This window comes from Blautia pseudococcoides, from assembly GCF_001689125.2.
GTDB lineage: Bacteria > Bacillota > Clostridia > Lachnospirales > Lachnospiraceae > Blautia > Blautia pseudococcoides.
Genome location: NZ_CP015405.2, coordinates 2,580,510 through 2,596,983 on the forward strand (window position 1 = coordinate 2,580,510; position 16,474 = coordinate 2,596,983).

At 44.9% G+C, this 16,474-nt stretch carries 14 protein-coding genes and 1 pseudogene; 5 read left to right on the plus strand and 10 right to left on the minus strand.

All coding sequences use genetic code 11. The features are described 5' to 3' along the window. Nucleotides 1-370 precede the first annotated feature (370 nt). Both A4V09_RS12280 and A4V09_RS12285 read right to left on the minus strand, forming a co-directional pair. A complete protein-coding gene (locus A4V09_RS12280) occupies nucleotides 371-2,416 on the minus strand; it encodes a methyl-accepting chemotaxis protein (RefSeq protein ID WP_065544759.1) in 2,046 nt (681 codons plus the stop codon). 101 nt (nucleotides 2,417-2,517) lie between these two features. Continuing rightward, nucleotides 2,518-2,815 (minus strand): annotated as a pseudogene (locus A4V09_RS12285) (hypothetical protein); the annotation flags it as partial. A gap of 140 nt (nucleotides 2,816-2,955) precedes the next feature. On the opposite strand from A4V09_RS12285, the gene A4V09_RS27000 reads away from it, so the two are divergent. Further along, a complete protein-coding gene (locus A4V09_RS27000; RefSeq protein ID WP_065542610.1) occupies nucleotides 2,956-3,678 on the plus strand; it encodes a hypothetical protein in 723 nt (240 codons plus the stop codon). Nucleotides 3,679-4,088: 410 nt separating this feature from the next. Here A4V09_RS27000 and A4V09_RS12295 read toward each other — a convergent pair whose 3' ends face one another. Next, complete coding sequence (locus tag A4V09_RS12295) at nucleotides 4,089-5,300, minus strand: aspartate kinase (protein WP_065542611.1); 1,212 nt, start codon at nucleotides 5,298-5,300, stop codon at nucleotides 4,089-4,091. A 342-nt stretch (nucleotides 5,301-5,642) separates the two neighbouring features. On the opposite strand from A4V09_RS12295, the gene A4V09_RS12300 reads away from it, so the two are divergent. Both A4V09_RS12300 and A4V09_RS12310 read left to right on the plus strand, forming a co-directional pair. Then, nucleotides 5,643-5,786 (plus strand): hypothetical protein, encoded by a 144-nt coding sequence (locus A4V09_RS12300; protein WP_198168538.1) that lies wholly within the window; start codon nucleotides 5,643-5,645, stop codon nucleotides 5,784-5,786. 837 nt (nucleotides 5,787-6,623) lie between these two features. Next, nucleotides 6,624-7,970: an MATE family efflux transporter gene (locus A4V09_RS12310; protein WP_065542613.1), complete on the plus strand. Its 1,347-nt coding sequence runs from the start codon at nucleotides 6,624-6,626 to the stop codon at nucleotides 7,968-7,970. 230 nt (nucleotides 7,971-8,200) lie between these two features. Here A4V09_RS12310 and A4V09_RS12315 read toward each other — a convergent pair whose 3' ends face one another. The 4 genes from A4V09_RS12315 to A4V09_RS12330 all read right to left on the minus strand — a co-directional run bounded on the left by A4V09_RS12315 (nucleotide 8,201) and on the right by A4V09_RS12330 (nucleotide 11,333). Further along, complete coding sequence (locus tag A4V09_RS12315) at nucleotides 8,201-9,214, minus strand: hypothetical protein (RefSeq protein ID WP_065542614.1); 1,014 nt, start codon at nucleotides 9,212-9,214, stop codon at nucleotides 8,201-8,203. Between the two features lie 587 nt (nucleotides 9,215-9,801). Then, nucleotides 9,802-10,101 carry a hypothetical protein gene (locus A4V09_RS12320; RefSeq protein WP_065542615.1) on the minus strand — a complete coding sequence of 100 codons (300 nt, stop codon included), beginning with the start codon at nucleotides 10,099-10,101 and terminating at the stop codon, nucleotides 9,802-9,804. Between the two features lie 77 nt (nucleotides 10,102-10,178). Continuing rightward, nucleotides 10,179-10,778 carry a GNAT family N-acetyltransferase gene (locus tag A4V09_RS12325; protein WP_065542616.1) on the minus strand — a complete coding sequence of 200 codons (600 nt, stop codon included), beginning with the start codon at nucleotides 10,776-10,778 and terminating at the stop codon, nucleotides 10,179-10,181. Between the two features lie 69 nt (nucleotides 10,779-10,847). Then, complete coding sequence (locus A4V09_RS12330) at nucleotides 10,848-11,333, minus strand: YbhB/YbcL family Raf kinase inhibitor-like protein (protein WP_065542617.1); 486 nt, start codon at nucleotides 11,331-11,333, stop codon at nucleotides 10,848-10,850. A 211-nt stretch (nucleotides 11,334-11,544) separates the two neighbouring features. On the opposite strand from A4V09_RS12330, the gene A4V09_RS12335 reads away from it, so the two are divergent. Together A4V09_RS12335 and A4V09_RS12340 are read left to right on the plus strand one after the other, a co-directional pair. After that, nucleotides 11,545-12,027, plus strand: a complete 483-nt coding sequence (locus tag A4V09_RS12335; protein ID WP_065542618.1) for a GNAT family N-acetyltransferase — start codon at nucleotides 11,545-11,547, stop codon at nucleotides 12,025-12,027. A gap of 249 nt (nucleotides 12,028-12,276) precedes the next feature. After that, nucleotides 12,277-13,716 carry a S1C family serine protease gene (locus tag A4V09_RS12340; RefSeq protein WP_065542619.1) on the plus strand — a complete coding sequence of 480 codons (1,440 nt, stop codon included), beginning with the start codon at nucleotides 12,277-12,279 and terminating at the stop codon, nucleotides 13,714-13,716. A gap of 113 nt (nucleotides 13,717-13,829) precedes the next feature. On the opposite strand, the gene A4V09_RS12345 is transcribed toward A4V09_RS12340, so the two are convergent. From A4V09_RS12345 to A4V09_RS12355, 3 genes are read right to left on the minus strand one after another with little or no spacing between them, the layout of a single operon-like run. Next, entirely contained in the window at nucleotides 13,830-14,699 is an 870-nt protein-coding gene (locus A4V09_RS12345) for an ABC transporter ATP-binding protein (RefSeq protein WP_065542620.1), read from the minus strand. A gap of 8 nt (nucleotides 14,700-14,707) precedes the next feature. After that, nucleotides 14,708-15,373, minus strand: coding sequence for a hypothetical protein (locus tag A4V09_RS12350; RefSeq protein WP_065542621.1), 666 nt, complete (start codon nucleotides 15,371-15,373; stop codon nucleotides 14,708-14,710). Further along, a complete protein-coding gene (locus A4V09_RS12355) occupies nucleotides 15,374-16,444 on the minus strand; it encodes an ABC transporter permease (RefSeq protein ID WP_065542622.1) in 1,071 nt (356 codons plus the stop codon). Nucleotides 16,445-16,474: the final 30 nt, after the last annotated feature.

Sequence of the window (16,474 nt, forward strand, 5' to 3'; positions counted from 1 at the left end):
CGCTACCTCCCTTACCTTTTTTGCATACTTCATAACAATATTTTAAATTGGTCTGAAAATTCTATTTTTTCATTACATATTTCCTTTAATTTTATCATAGTGCTTATAAATCTGCAATCACTTTGAACAGAACATTGGCAGAATGCACACAAAAGCCAGACTTGAAAAAGGCCGCAGTCATTGCGTATACAGTAAAATAACAGTATAATGAAAATAGCTGACCGCTCCATGCAGGAGTTGTCAGCTATTATCTGTTTTACCATTTTATCTGTTTCACAAATTCAACCGGGTACATTGTGCGCTCTGCAGTCTCCTGAACGGAGAGTCCCTGTGCCAGATACCGTCTTGCGTCCCCACAGATTCGGCCAGATCATCGGTTCTCCTTGATACGAAATCTTCCGATGAGATCTTTTAACAGAATTGCCTGTGCCGAGAGTTCTTCACTGGCTGCTGCGCTCTCCTCTGCGGTGGCCGAATTATCCTGCACCACATTAGAAATCTGTTCAATCCCCCTGGTCACCTGCTCTACAGAGTGAGCCTGCCCGCCGGATGCTTTCGAGATCTTATCTAGGGCGTCTGCCACTTCACCGGCCCCCCGCATTACATTCTGCAGGGATTTTGCCGTATCATCTGCAATTTTCGTCCCATATTCCACTGCATGCAGGGAATTATGAATAAGCTCTGTGGTGTTTTTAGCTGCCTGGGCGCTCTTGGATGCCAGGTTTCTGACTTCACCGGCCACCACGGAAAAACCTCTGCCTGCCTCACCGGCTCTTGCGGCCTCCACAGAGGCATTCAGCGCCAGGATATTCGTCTGGAACGCGATGTCCTCTATTACTTTTAGAATATCTCCAATCTTCTTGGAACTCTCTCTGATGCCGTCCATGGCTGCCAGCATCTCCTGCATACGGCTGTTGCTCTCAACTGCCTCTCTTCCCACAGCGGAAGCTCTTTTACTGGCATTCTCTGAATTGGCGGCATTGGATGTTATCTGGTCAGAGATTTCATGAATCCCCGACGCAAGCTCCTCCACAGTACCGGCCTGCTCCGATGCCCCCTGCGCCAGTGACTGGGCTCCGTCCGAAACCAGGCTGGAACCGCTTGATACTTGTTCCGCGGCACTGTTGATCTGTCCAAGCGTAGCATTCAAAGCTGTGGTGATCTGCTCCAGGGCTTCCTTAATATGTATAAAATCCCCCATGTAGCTGCCTTTCATCTCTACATTCAGGTTCCCATTGGAGATTTCCCCCAGTATATCAGACACATCAACGATCATGTTTTTCAGTGAATGGATCGTTATACGAATGCTCTTTGCCAGGCGCCCAATCTCATCGTCTCTGTGAATCTCAATATCCACATCCAGCCTTCCCATTGCGAAGCTCTCCATTTGGCTGCTGATCTCTGTCAGAGGCTGCATCATCCTGCGGACAACCGCCACAACCATTACGATCAAAAGAGAGAGAATCAGTATAGACAGCACTGCCATCAACAGTATCAGATGGCTGCGCGTGGCATTCATCTCCGAGACAGGCAGTGTGGCGATCGCCAGCCATTTGGTTGTCTGGCTGTTTCTGAATATGGCAGTATAGTCAATCCCCCGGTATGTAAAGTCATAGGTTCCGCTGTAATTTTCGCGGACTTTTTTCTTATAATCATCTGATATATCCAGCTCATCCACCCCTCTGTTAATGGAGGTTTTGTCATTGCTGTAAATGTATACCGAGCAGTTTGATAGGAGCTCCATGTAGCCGTTTTCACCCACTTTTATTCCGGAAAGAAGTTCAGCCAGGCTGTCCATAGTCACATCAAGTCCAAAAAAGCCAATGATATCTGACCCCTCATCAGAAAAAACAGGAGCCACAACTGATACTACTGTCTCCCCTGAAAAAACGTCCTGATAGGGGTCCGACACTATGGGTTTCCTGCTTTCCATCACCATCTCGTACCATTCCAGCTCTGCCAGGCCTGCTTTCCCCGTTTCCCCTGTAGAGAACAGGTAATTGTCCGTTTTATCATCCGCCACCCATACCTGCATCACCTTCTCATCACCCGTCCGTTCCAGCGTGTCTGACAACTCGCGAATCAGGGATTCTTTCTCTCCATACTGCTCAATATCCTCCACGTTTTCCACAGTATCAAAGTATTGGATCAGCATAGCGTCATTCTCATACATACTGGCAGCTGCTATCTTTCCACTAAAAAAATCATCCACAATGGAAATGGCATAGTCTGTCTGTACATCCAGCAGCTTATTGTTGAGCCCGGAAATGGACTGGGACGCCACCACGCACGCCACCACGATCATGATAACAAGGGCCGGAATCAGGATCACCATCAGATTAAAGCTTAATTTCCAGATGATAGACCCTTTTCTTTTTCCCACACGTTCTTTTGATTTCTCTGTATTATCCTGCATGATCATTACCCCTTATCCCCCTCAGCTATGATATTCCTCCACCGTGTGTCCAGACCCTGTTCCCAATATGCCCGGCCGTCCCAGTCAGTTTTCCTTTAATTTTACCATAGCAAATATAGATAAGCAATCATTTTAAAGAAACCCGAATTTAAGGATGTTTCAGGAAAGCCAAACTGGAGACGCAGGCTATATTATCACCGCCCGCCTTAGGCGCATCTGTCCTAAGCTGCCGCTCTGCAAGATCCATCTCGCGTAAAGTCTCAAATATGCCTTCAAGATCCACATCGCCTTCCCCCTTGGCCAGATGCGGATGGTCACATCCGCCGTTCCTCTGCTGTTCAGCCACGGCGGATCAGCAATATAACGGCAGTCGGGGGTCTGTTTAAACGTGTCCGCGAACCTTTGCACAAAACCGCAAAACGGAAAAAATATTCATATCTATATTTTTTTCTGCATGTATAGTATAATCAGGTTGGTGGTGCATCCGGCTGGAAATTGTACCGGATGCACCACCGGTCAAAAATTAAGAGGTGGGGAAAATGAGGAAAATAAAAGGAATACGCCTACTCTGCGTATGTGTTCTTTGCATGGTTTTATTCACTGCATGTGAAGATGAAAAAAACACTTTAAATATTACGAGGAGTGAGAATGGAGAAAAAGTACATGATGATATTGAGGCCGGAAATATCAGCCATGTCAATATAAGCGGGAATGCCAGATCTGTTGTCATAAAGCAGAGTGAAAATAATAACTTTGAATTTTATAATGCCGATTTGAATGCTGATCATAAATATGAAGTCCGATGTGACCAGAGTGGCAGTCTGCTTAATATCAGCCTTATGATGGAAAATGCCGAAGCGGATAATAATATTCTTGGCTCCATTGTCGTTTACATACCCCGGAAAGAATTTGAAAAAATTGAGAGTGCCGGGGAATTTCATCAAATCCATTTTGACACAATACACTCGGATGTATTTATTCACCCAGACAAATCATTTGTAGTTCTTGAATTGGAGGCTGAGCAACTGGATCATAATATTACGCTGGAGGGTTCAGAATCCGGTATATCTCCAGGTGTTTCTGTTTGTTTAGATAAGTTACCCGATAATATTAAATTGAATTTTAATACAACGAAAAACGGTACCATAAATGATCCGCAGCGTCTGCTCAAAAGGAACAGACTTGAATCAGGTTCGGGAAAACCTGTCATTCGCATTAACAATACGAAAGAGATAGAACTCTATGTGGAAGAGACCTTATAGATCTGTCACTTATTCTCCGCCCCCCCCAACAGGGGGAAAGCAGCGGCAGCCTATATTCTGCCCTTCAGATTTTCCGCACAGATGAGTTCATCTATTTTCTCCACAATAGCAATTTGGTCTTTTGCGCACATTGCGATCCCCGGACCTGCTGTCCAAGCTGGCTGTCCATCCGCTCAATGCTCTCATCCGGAATATCGGTCTCACACTCTCATACGCATCGGGCTTGACATGGGGGCGGCGGTTGAGCACACGGTCAATCGTTCCCCGGGAAACCCCGGCCCGCTCCGCCGCCATGCTGATCATCACTTTTTTGCCACGTTGATTCCGCCTTTCCATACTAAGTCTTTATTTCGTACGGTAAAGCACAGCGCAACTTAAATGCACAACAAGTTTTCCTGGGCAAAAAGCATTTATTCCCACTCAGACGCAAATCTGTCATGTACTGCCCGCATAGCTATTTCCGCTTCAGACTCTTTGATCACCGCAGTAATGCGGATTTCAGAGGTTGTCACCATATCTGTGTTGATCCCCGCATTTGACAGGGCCTCGAACATTTTTGCCGCCACGCCCGGATTGGAGCTCACCCCTGCCCCCACCACGGAGACTTTCGCCACATCTTCCTCACAGCCCACGTTTGCATTTCCGATCACGTCGCTGTTTTTTTTCAGAAGGTCTAGGGTCATCATCATATCCGGCCTTGCCACAGTGAATGTCAGCGTCTTGGTTCCGTCTTTTTCCAGGGACTGGATCATGACATCAATATTCACCCCGTTCTTTGCCATGAGGTTCAGGAGCCGGAAAGTACTCTCCGGGTTGTCCTTCATACCTGAAACTGCGATTTTTGCAATATTCTTATCAACGGCCACACCGCTTATCAGCATTTTTTCCATCTTTGTCGTCTCCTTCACAATGGTCCCTTCTTCTTCACTCATGCTGGACTTTACCACCAGATTCACATTATACCGCCTTGCCATCTCCACACAGCGGCTGTGCAGCACCTTTGCCCCCAGGGATGCAAATTCCAGCATTTCCTCGTACGTCACCTCCGGCATCTTCCTGGCATCCGGTACAATGCGGGGGTCTGCCGTATACACACCGTCCACATCTGTATATATTTCGCACAGATCCGCGTTCAAGGCAGCCGCAAGCGCCACAGCGGTGGTGTCAGAACCGCCCCTTCCCAGGGTGGTAACATCGTCATATTTATTGATGCCCTGGAATCCGGTCACTACAACAATCTTGTTGGAATCCAGTTCTTTGGTGATCCTCTCAGCATCTACCCTTTTCAGCTTTGCATTCTGGTACACTGAGGTGGTGTGCATGGGCACCTGCCATGCGTTCAGGGAGATGGCTGTCACCCCCATCTGGATCATTGTCATTGCCATGAGGGATACAGACACCTGCTCCCCTGTTGCCAGAAGCATGTCCATCTCACGTCTGGACGGCATCTTACTGATCTCTCCCGCCTGGGCAAGCAGCCGGTCCGTGGTTTTTCCCATGGCAGAGAGGACTACAACCACCTGGTTTCCCTCTCTCCATTTCTTTATGCAGCGCTTTGCCACATGTTTGATCTTCTCCAGATCAGCCACCGAGCTGCCACCGAATTTCATTACTACAAGCATGTTGTTCTCCTATTCCTTCCGTTCTCTGAATCCTTCATCTGTGCAGATATCCCTTTCCTGCAGCGGATGAAAATCATAATCCATTATACCACTAACCATACATGTTTGCGACATAATAAACGCAGAATCGCAAAAAAGAACCCAGCAACGGTTGGCATCTATACCGTTGAGTGCAGCCACAGGAAAATACTGCTTCTCATCCCCGGAATATAAAGCCATTATGTCAAAACGGACCAGTAGTGTTGACAGCAGAGCCATCATTGCCGAGGGTCTTAAGTGAACCGTTTCCGGGACTCCATTCCACATACGTTCCACTATAATGGAAGAAAAGGCGAGGCGGGTATGCTGAAATATGCAGGCAAGTCCCTGAAGCATATTATCGTTTTTGATACCTGGGATTACACCAAGCCTTTCCGCTACAATGTAAATCCGGCTCCTCTGTACGCCAGCGGATTTCCTCCTGCTCCTTTTTCACTTCCTCCATAGTCTGCATAGAGAGGTGTCCCTGTTCGTTGTGTTTATTATACAGCGTAATCAGGGAGATCGGTAATGTGAAACGGAAATGACAGGGGCTTGCCTGATGACCGAAGGGGACTGGCGGGCAGCAGAGTCTGTTGTGTCTGTCCGGTCATTTTCCATCTGTGGCAATATTATTTTGTAAACCATACACTATAAAGAAAAAGGGAAAATATAATATGAATTTTAATGACTTTCATTGTGGCTGCATGAAACCATGTGAAACATATTCTTACGCACAATACGGTGTACAAGCAAATCCACCGTCTAAATCTGACCTGCCAATGGCTGTTTTGTTTCAGGAGGGTAATCATATTTCTTTAACGGATGCAGAAATCTTTCTGGAACCGGGATATCTGTATCTTATAGATTTTATATTTTTAGCAACGCCGGAAGCGGACAGTTTCATGCAGATCACACCTAAAATCAATGGGACGCTTAAACGGTTGTATTCTTTTTTTGCCCCGACCGGTTCTGCGTCACGTAATGCTTCCGCATCCGGAAGTTTCACAGTCCCGGTTACTGAAAATAGTGCACGCGTTTCCTTTAATCTGACCTACCCGGATAAAGTTAGAAATATTGATATATCCGGCGCCGTGTCCGTTACTCTGCTTCATAAGATCAAGGATATTATATGCTGACTAATATAGTCCGCAGCTTGTGTTCTATACGGGGAGACTGGGCTTTTACTTTGTTATTGTAATTATAACAGCTATTTGATATACTTTATTAATCAACGGGTGAGCACCTACCGTATACAAGGCTATGTCTTGTATACGGTTTTTGTTTTTGGGGGAAAGTTTGATAATGAACAGAGATAAAAATACAACGGAAAATATAGCAATTACATTGATCAGATTTTGTGTACCTCTTATTTTGAGCAGTATACTGCAGCAGCTCTATAATTGGGTGGATGCCTTTATCGTCGGGAATACAATGGGAGAGAAGGCGCTTGCCTCTATCGGTTCGACCGGTACCATTGTTGATCTGTTCCTCAACGCTATTACGGGATTTACGCTTGGACTTTGTATTTTATTTGCACAAAAGTACGGTGCAGGAAAAAAGGTCCATATTTCAAACATACTTTCTGTATTTTCTGTAATCCTCGGCGGTGTGTTTTTGATAATATCAATCATCGGTATATTAGGAGCGTATCCGCTGCTTCGTATCATGAATACAACACAGGATACTATTTATATGGCAAAGGATTATCTGCAGATAATATTGATTGGAATCCCTTTCCTTGCCGTATATAATGTTTATGCTTCAGCGCTTCGCGGGATTGGGAACAGCCGTGCACCTTTTGCAGCTGTTTTATTTTCATCTGTTGTAAATGTCATACTGGACCTTGTATTTGTAAGTGTCTGGCACTGGGGTGTTGTCGGTGCGGCAATTGCAACTGTGATATCACAGACTTTTATGACAATTTTTATTATTTTATATAGTGTAAAGAAGCATTCCTGCCTTCGTTTCTCTGTAAAGAAATGGACATTGGACTACTCCGTTTTGAAAGAGGGGCTTCATTTAGGAATTCCTCCTATGATCCAATCCAGCATCACTTCACTGGGAGGACTCATATTACAAAATTTCATGAATGGCTTCGGAACACAGACCGTTGCGGCGATCACCACGGCCTACCGCGTGGATACTATGGTACTTCTGCCGATCGTTAATCTTGGCTCGGGAATATCCACAATTGTGGCACAGAATTTTGGTGCAGGAAGGAAAAGGCAGATTCCCAAGATTGTCTGCGTTGGCACTGCAATGATGTTTTGCGTTTCCCTTTTGCTGACATGGCTCATAGTGGAGACCGGCGGCTATTTGATCGCTATGTTTGGAGTAAGCCCGGAGGTAACGGAGATTGGAAAAAATTATTTTCAGACAATTGCTGTTTTCTATGCCATTTTTGGCATTGCGGCGTCGGTTCGGGGCTACATAGAAGGAATTGGGGATATACTGTTTTCCAGTATTGCAGGTGTTATTTCCTTGATTTCCCGGATTATATTTTCATATGCTTTTGTCGGACTGTGCGGGAATATGATCATTGCATATGCCGAGGCTGGTTCCTGGGGCGTTTTGTTACTTCTGTACACGTTTCATATTCTATTGAAGAAGATTTCTTTAAAATATAAAAAACAGGAGCAAAAAGAATAAAAGATTTGAAACGGTACACACCAAAATCTGTCTTAATTTAACGGGATCGCGTAACATCTGTGCCGGCATAGAGCCCACCAGTTCTTTACCGTTAAATAAAATGCTTTGTATTGCAAAGTGGCGGGGAATGCCCCCATAGGAGGTTGTCCGTCCACCTCCGCCCCTTAATGCCTTGACACCAGTTTCTGAAACTACGAATACGCCCCATCCGTTACAGAATATAAAGCTTTCTAAATTCCAAACTTATCAAAAAGTTTCTTCTGATATTCCCGGTCTGTTACTGCCCTCCGGATTTCTTTATAGGCCTCATTCTGGCATGGTTGCTGTAACAATACTTCAATCAATTGGTTTACTCGTACTTCTCCACGTTTTATTCCTTGCTCTATTCCTTGCTCTATTCCTTGTAATATTCCACGTTCTTCCCTTTCTTCCATCATTTCCTCAATGGCCGTACACATATCCACCTCTCCTTTCTCATTTTCTTTCAGCTCTTTCAAAGCAGGAACATTCAGGAATTTTGACACCAGCCAGCCCTTTTTTGCATCCAGATGCATGAACTCATCCTTTCTGGCCTCCAGAAATTCCTTCATCCCTTCTTTATCTTTCAGCAGCGGAAGCAATTCAAAGACCTCCCGAAGCCCCGTCCTGAAATTACTGCTCTCCACTGTACTGCTGCACACCAGGTTGATCCGGTAATCCTGGATACACTCCATCCACGGTCTCAGTTCCGGCGGGATATCCAGCATATCATGAAGACTCAGCGGCCCATCCCAGCTCTGCTCCTCCCCATAATAAAAAACGATCGTGATCCCCGGCAGCAGCCTGTCTTCCCTCTTCATCCCGGAAAGATACTCTGCCCCTTTCTTTAATTTTCCTTCTCCTTTTCTCTCCTTTACAATATGCTCCACCTGCCCTGTATAATCAATGGCATCGTAAAGCATACAGCGGACAGGCATAGCATAATGTACCGTCCTCTGTCCCTCTGCCGCCAGTATAACTGCCAGGCAGCTATCCCCCATCACAGACAGTTTCTGCACATCCCGGATTCTACGGAGTATCACCCGCTTTCCGCCCTCTCTTCCTGCACGCATCACCTTTTTCTCATTTTCCTGTTCCAGCATATCCGGCCTGATCACCTGTTTTCCGCCGAACAAGGCGCCGTTAAATAAATCTGCAAAAATCTCGTTATCTGACAGCCCTTCATAGACTTCCTCATCCATTGCTGTCAGCATAATTCCTTTCATAGACCTCCTTCCCGGATAAAAAAGCAAAGATTGAGCCATCAGATCACAGCACACTTAGCAGTTAATTTGGCAATTGTATTCTATACCATAAGTATAATATAAAAAACAGCTTATATCAACTATCACTTTGCTAATCACCGCAAAACTCTGCCATTCCCGCCATTTCATCCGTCCATATTCAATTTTATACTTTCTGGAACTTTCGGCAGACCTGCCGCAGATTAAATGAATTGCTCTCCAGATAAACCGATTATACATTCCTTCTTCTAACCTGTCAATCCTGTAAAAATCCACAAAAACGAATCATATCCACTAAATTTTTTCTCCTGCCCGTGACTGCCGGCAGCACAGTCCGGACTGTATTTTGTCCGGTTGCAGTTGTGAACCAGGAAAAGACCTGCCGCTTCAATTACCCTCCCCGATAGCAGCGGCATTTGAAGCAGCAACGCCAAAGAAACGTATAACACTACACTTTGTTTCGCAAAATCCCTCGCCAAGATCCAAGCCCTAAACTGACCGAAACCCATACTGAACTTATGAACGAATTAAGCTGCTAGAGTGTGTCTGAAAATTCATTCCGACTCACTCTAGTATTTTTTAACAAGTTTTGAGATCAAGGCTCTACAAGTATTCATTTGGATACAAGCATAAAAATTCTCCGTAACTTCTTTTCCTTGTCCTACCGTTGTAGCGTTATTTGCGTCTTCTTCTGTTTCCCAAAGAACAAAGTCAGTCCACACTTTATCTTGTAAGTAATGTTCCCAGGAAATAAATCCTTTCGCTTTAGAAATAACTTCATCGTGTAACTTTTTTGTTCGTTCGATAAACTGTTCCTCGCTCACATTTTTCTTGAGTTTGTAGCTGAAGATCCATGCCGTTTTCGCCATATAAATGTTCTCCTTTAAAAAATCTGATTTCGTAAATCATATCACACTCATGAATGATAAAACAATTCTTTTGTTTTTCAGTTATGTATTCCAGGGAACAAATTTACATATAAAAGGAACTGCACTTCATCTGCCGCATCCTTATCTCCATAATAGGCATACCTGTTCACTGCGCCTATGTGTGCCCCCTGTTTGAAATAAAAATCCACTGCTGGAACATTATTATTCTGACATTCTATTTTTAACTGTATAAGACCTAAATTCTCTGCCTTAACCTTTACCAATTGAAATAGTCTTTGCCCCACACCACAATGTTTATAACCGGAATCCACACGGATATCCCACAGAACACCCAAATCTTCCCGCCCTTCCAGCATATTCAGCTCAGACGAATGACTGCACAGCACAGCTCCACCTACTGGCCTGTTCCCATCAAATGCCACGAAAAAATTCCAGTTTTCTAAATCAAACTGCCTTTTCCATCTTTTATAATTAGCGTTTTCTGTAAAATCTTTTGTATATGGTGATACTTCTTTCTTTTGAAAGGTAATATCATCCACCCCGTTCCCATTAACCTCATAGATTTCTTTCACTCTTACTTTCATCTCTATTTCATCGTAGATGGAAGCATCTTTTTTGTCTATCTCCACATAATGAATCACAGTATCCTTATCCATGTTTCTCTCCTATATTACTTCTACAGTCTGCAATACGCTGCCGGTACATATTATAACACTTCCCGGAAATCATCGCTTATATCTGCCGGTTATACTGCCCTCCTGAATCACATGGCCCTTTATGGCATCGAGCAGTTCCTTCCTTCCCGCATCCTTGCGAAGTTTCAAAAAACAGTCAAGTGTATAGATGCGAAATACATACCTGTGGGTATTTCTAATAAATATAGGCTGTTTTGGTCCTCGGTATCTGTTCTTGCCATAAGCTGTTCCCTGTACTGCATTGCCCAGTTCCTGCACCACAGGCCCATATGGGATATTCTCCGGTATCTGCTTTTGGGGCGGAATATTCCAGATCAGCCAGTGAGTATATTCTTTTACCATAGGAATGTCCAGATCATTCATAATGATCGCAACAGAAACTGCTTTGGGTGACAAGTTCAAGAGGCAAAAAGGCGGTGAAACATCTTCGCCGAAACCAGTATACCTCTTGGGCATATATCCTTCATCCGAAAACGCCTCACTTGTAATCTGTAGTATTGAATCACTATTTTTCATGCACCAATCTCCAAACTGTTTTGCTTATATCTTACCATAAAAAAGTATGGATAAGCAACGAGGATTTCCTGTTAGAAACCGATGTTTTACACGCCTCTATATAGACAAGACACATCCCGGCTGTTACAATGATCTTATATTATATAAAGGGGGTATCCGTATGTGTGGAAGGACAGCCGATTTCTAAAATTACAAAAAATCGGAGGACGCTATGAAATATATTATAAGAGAAATGTACCCACAGGAATATCCGCTTCTGGCGGAATTTTTGTATGAATCTATCTTCCAGAGAGAGAACGAAATTCCATTCCCAAAAACAATAATACAAAATCCGGAATTACAGGTTTACATTCAGGATTTCGGAACTCTGAAAGATGACTTCTGCCTATGCGCAGAGGTGGACCACAAGTTAGCGGGCGCTGTCTGGGTAAGAAATATTCATGGATATGGCAATATTGATGACGAGACACCGGAATTTGCCGTTTCCCTGTTCAAAGAGTACCGGGGCTGCGGCATAGGCACTGAACTGATGAGGCAGATGTTGGAATTGCTTAAAGAAAAAGGCTATGAAAAAGTTTCCCTGTCTGTGCAGAAGGAAAATTACGCACTGCGAATGTATGAAGGCCTGGGCTTTAAGGCTGTCATCGACAAAGATGAGGAATTTATCATGGAGTATCGGTTCTCAAAAATATAAGCTTAGCCAAAGGGACTATCAAAATGAGATAGCCCCTTTTCTATATCCATCAAGTCATTTCTTCCCCATCCCACATCAGTTCACCAAATTTACACACTTCCTCCTCAATTTCATCACAGAATCAAAACATTTTCACCACAATTATCCGATATTCTATAGACATAAACAAAGAGGCAGCAACATACAAACACAAACAAATAATAATAAACGTAAAATTGAGGTAAACGTAAAATTGAGGAGGAATTCATTATGTCAAACTACTATGATTTTAATTCAGATAACAACAATAACAACGAGCAGTCCCACTATCCGATTCTTTCAGACGGCCCTACAGGATCACCGGAATCTGATAAAAAGCCATCCAAACGCAGCAGAAACAAGAAGAAAAACCTTGCAAAACGCATTGGTACCCTGACTCTGAGTGCTGTTCTTTTCGGGTCCGTGGCAGCCGGTTCTTTCCAGGCGGTCAATCATATTTACACCGCAAATGCGCCAGCAGCTTCCTCCGGTGCCTCAGGAGACAGCGGTGATAGTTCAAAATCCAGCCTTCTGAAAACAACAGCAGTTTCCAGCGGTTCCGGTACGATCACGGGAAGCCTGGATGTGTCCCATATCGCAGCATCGGCTATGCCCTCCATTGTTGCCATAACGAACAAATCCGTACAGGAAGTCCGGAATTATTTCAGCCAGTTCGGATACGGCGGATATCCACAGACGCAGGAGACAGAAAGCCAGGGTTCTGGTATTATCATCGGAAAAAATGATACGGAACTTTTAGTTGTGACAAACAATCACGTTGTGGAAAACGCAGATACCCTTTCCGTATGTTTCATTGACAACAATGTACTGGAAGCAAAAGTAAAAGGTACGGACCCAGAGAACGATTTAGCTGTTATCGCAGTACCGCTTGACAGTATTTCCGATGAAACCATGTCAGCGATCGCAGTGGCTAACATCGGTGATTCTGATTCCCTGAAGGTAGGGGAGCAGGTTGTAGCCATTGGTAATGCACTGGGCTACGGACAGTCCGTCACAACAGGTATCGCAAGCGCTGTAAACCGTACACTTTCCGGTTCCTCTTCCCAGACGGGTGCCAGCACAGATGACTCCGGTTCTGCTACTTATATTCAGACAGATGCTGCCATCAACCCCGGAAACAGCGGCGGTGCCCTTCTCAATATGAACGGGGAGGTCGTTGGCATCAACTCCGCAAAACTGGCCTCCACAGAAGTAGAAGGCATGGGATATGCCATCCCCATGTCAAGGGCCTCTGACATTATCGAAACACTTATGAACAAAACCACCCGTGAAAAAGTTTCTGAAGGGGAACAGGGCAGTCTGGGAATCAAAGGTGCTGATGTTACAAGTGAAGCAGAAGAAATCTATGGCCTTCCAAAAGGTGTGTACATCTCAGAAGTCGTTTCCGGCAGTGCAGCCGAAAAAGCAGGCATCTCTTCCGGAAGTGTCCTGACAAAATTTGATGGTACATCTATCACAGACATCAGCCAGCTACAGAGTCTGCTCCAGTATTATAAGGCCGGCGAAACCGTGGATGTGGCACTGCAGGTTCCGGGCCAAAACAACAGCTATGAGGAGAAAACGGTCTCTGTCACACTGGGAGACAGCACAGATTCCGGAAACACACAGGAAGAAAATGCTCCTTCTCCGGCAATGAATAATTTCAGGTAACCGTTAGGGACTTACAGCTCAAAAGATATTTCATACACGAAAAACCGACTCACAGCATAGAAAATGGCAGGCCGCGGAATTCATTGAACCGCGGCCTGCCTGTATCCAAATATTTAGAAATTCGACACATAAATGTATGCGTCTTCCAATGTCACTTTCGCCGGACTGCACGGCACTTCCGGCTTCACCGGACTGATCACCCGGATGGTCATGCCATCCTCCAGGATCTGTTTGGAGGAGACATGATATTTCTGTTCCAGCAGACGCACCTGCTGCTCCTCTTCTGTTTTACATATCCAGGCATGCCCATCTGCCAGTTTCAGCAGCTCACTCACAGAACCGCTGTAAAGCATTTTCCCTTTTTTCAGCACAGACAACTGGCTGCAGGCTGCCGCCAGATCCTCCACCACATGAGTGGAGAATAATACGGTCCGCCCCACAGCAAATTCCACCAGAAGATTCCGGATACGGATCCTCTCCTCCGGGTCCAGCCCCGTTGTGGGTTCATCCACAATAAGAAACTCCGGTTCATTTAAAAGTGCCTGAACCAAACCCACTCTCCGTTTCATCCCCCCGGATAATTGTTTCATTTTCTTTTTCTGATGTTCCTCCAGGCTTGTTTTTTCCAGGTAATAGTCGATCCGCTTCCTGCATTCCCCCTCTGCGATACCGGACATTGCCCCGAGATATTCCAGGCACTCCCGGACCGTCAGATTGGGATACAGAGAAAGTTCCTGTGGAAGATATCCTATTTTCTTCTGAATGGAAGGATAATTTCTCTCCCTGTATAGCAAATCATTCATCCTCACTTCCCCGGAATCCGGCCCAAGCAGTGTGGCAAGCACCCGCATCAGTGTGGTCTTGCCAGCACCATTTTCCCCAAGAAGCCCATAAACTCCGGATGGAATTGTAAAAGAAATATCATCCAGGGCCTTTACCCCTTTTTGAAACGCAACCGTTACATTTTCTATCTGAATTGACATATACTCACCTATACCCTTTCTTTCTTCTTTCTAACTGTGTGTCTGCCAAAATCACCAACTGCCCAGATGCAGACTGCTCCAATGACCAGTGCTGCTGCTTTTCCACTGAGCCAGCTCATATCTCCCGCCTCCATGGTACTGCCTCCGAAGGCAAAGATCTGAAGAAAAGCCGGCAGTTTTACCGCGTTGCTGGATATGAGGAAAAACCAGAGGACAGCCGAGGCCCCCACTGAACCCCAAAGGCTGCCTGTGACTTTTGTAAAAAATACAGGGACAGCCTCAAACATAACAATACTCGCCGCTGTTGCCGCCATTGCGGTTAAAAACCGGTTGGGTTCCTTTCCTGCTATATATGGATGCTGTACAAGATAAAACATACCATACCCCGCCGCTGCCACCCAGATCAAAAATACAAACTGTACAGCAAAACGCCGCATGATCGTTCTCCTTTGTATTTTTCCCGGTTTGATAGCCAGGATCTCCCAGGCACCTCCGGGGATCTCCTGATAACAGGTATCTGCACACAGGACAAGTGTCAGCAGGGCAATATAGGTATCAATCGTAGGCCCAATCTCATCTACAGCAGAAATCCCCCTGACAAGCGCCAAAATGAAGATAAAGAAAAAGGCACAGATCATTTTGTAAGGCGGCAGACATATTTTAATCTCTTTCATCTATACCCTCCTTTTCTTCCAAATCTTTATACACCCCCAAATAACTCCGGCTGCCGCAAAAAGAAGCATGGTCTGGTTCATAACAGCCAGCGGCGGCGGGGAAGTGTCCAAAAGCAGCCCCGGAAAACGCACGATAATAGCCAGCGGTCTTCCGTAATACCCGTACTTTCCATCCGGTCCAATACTCCCCATATTTGAATAAACTATGTAAAGGATCAAAAGCGGTGTGGCCGGAAGCGGGTTTTTAAATATAAATGCCGTCAGGGCATATACGCAGATGACCATCAGCAGATTTGGCAGAATATACACAAATGCCGCTCCGAATACATCCCACACAGCTACCGGAAATCCCTGGTTTTTTCCATTCTGCAGACATAAGAAAGTGAAAAAGGAAGTGATGAGAGCAAGAGGCAGCAAAAGTGCCAAAAAACCTCCCGTGATTTTCCCTAACACATACTGCCACGCCAAAACAGGTTTCGTATGGAGAAGTTCATAAGTGTTTTTTCTTGTATCCTGCAGAAATAAAAATGCCATTAACACAGCGGAAAAAAACACGAAGAACAGTCCTGCAAAATCTGCGAATTTCCTGGCAAAATATTCGGAATAGCGCATCTGTCCGAATTTTTCTTCCATGTACGCGTTAACTTCCTCTGCGCTCCCCTGTCTAAGCTCTGCCTCCTGAAAGTAATAATCCATGTTGGTGTAGCTGTAATGGTCAATCAGATAATCCATAATTTCGTCTTGCTTGTATTTCTCTTTCAGAAACATTTCTGTTATCGCATCGGTTTCTTCCTTGCTGACATCCAGAGATTCCCTGAGTTCTCTGCAGATATCCGGCAAGGCCAGCTCAATCTGCTCCTCCTCTGTTGCCGGCAGATATCCGTCCATAATATCTGCATCTGCTATATTTTTCAGCCTGGCAGACGCAACCTGCGCATCATTTTCCCAGTAATGCAGCTTCAGATACGGCTGCAGGATCTGAAAAAGTCCAAAAACGATCAGCAGAATTCCCACATAGTAGATCGGATTTTTCAAAAACCCTTTCAGCTCTTTTTTGATTATAACCTTCATAATGCATTCCTCCTTGTTATGCTTTGATCA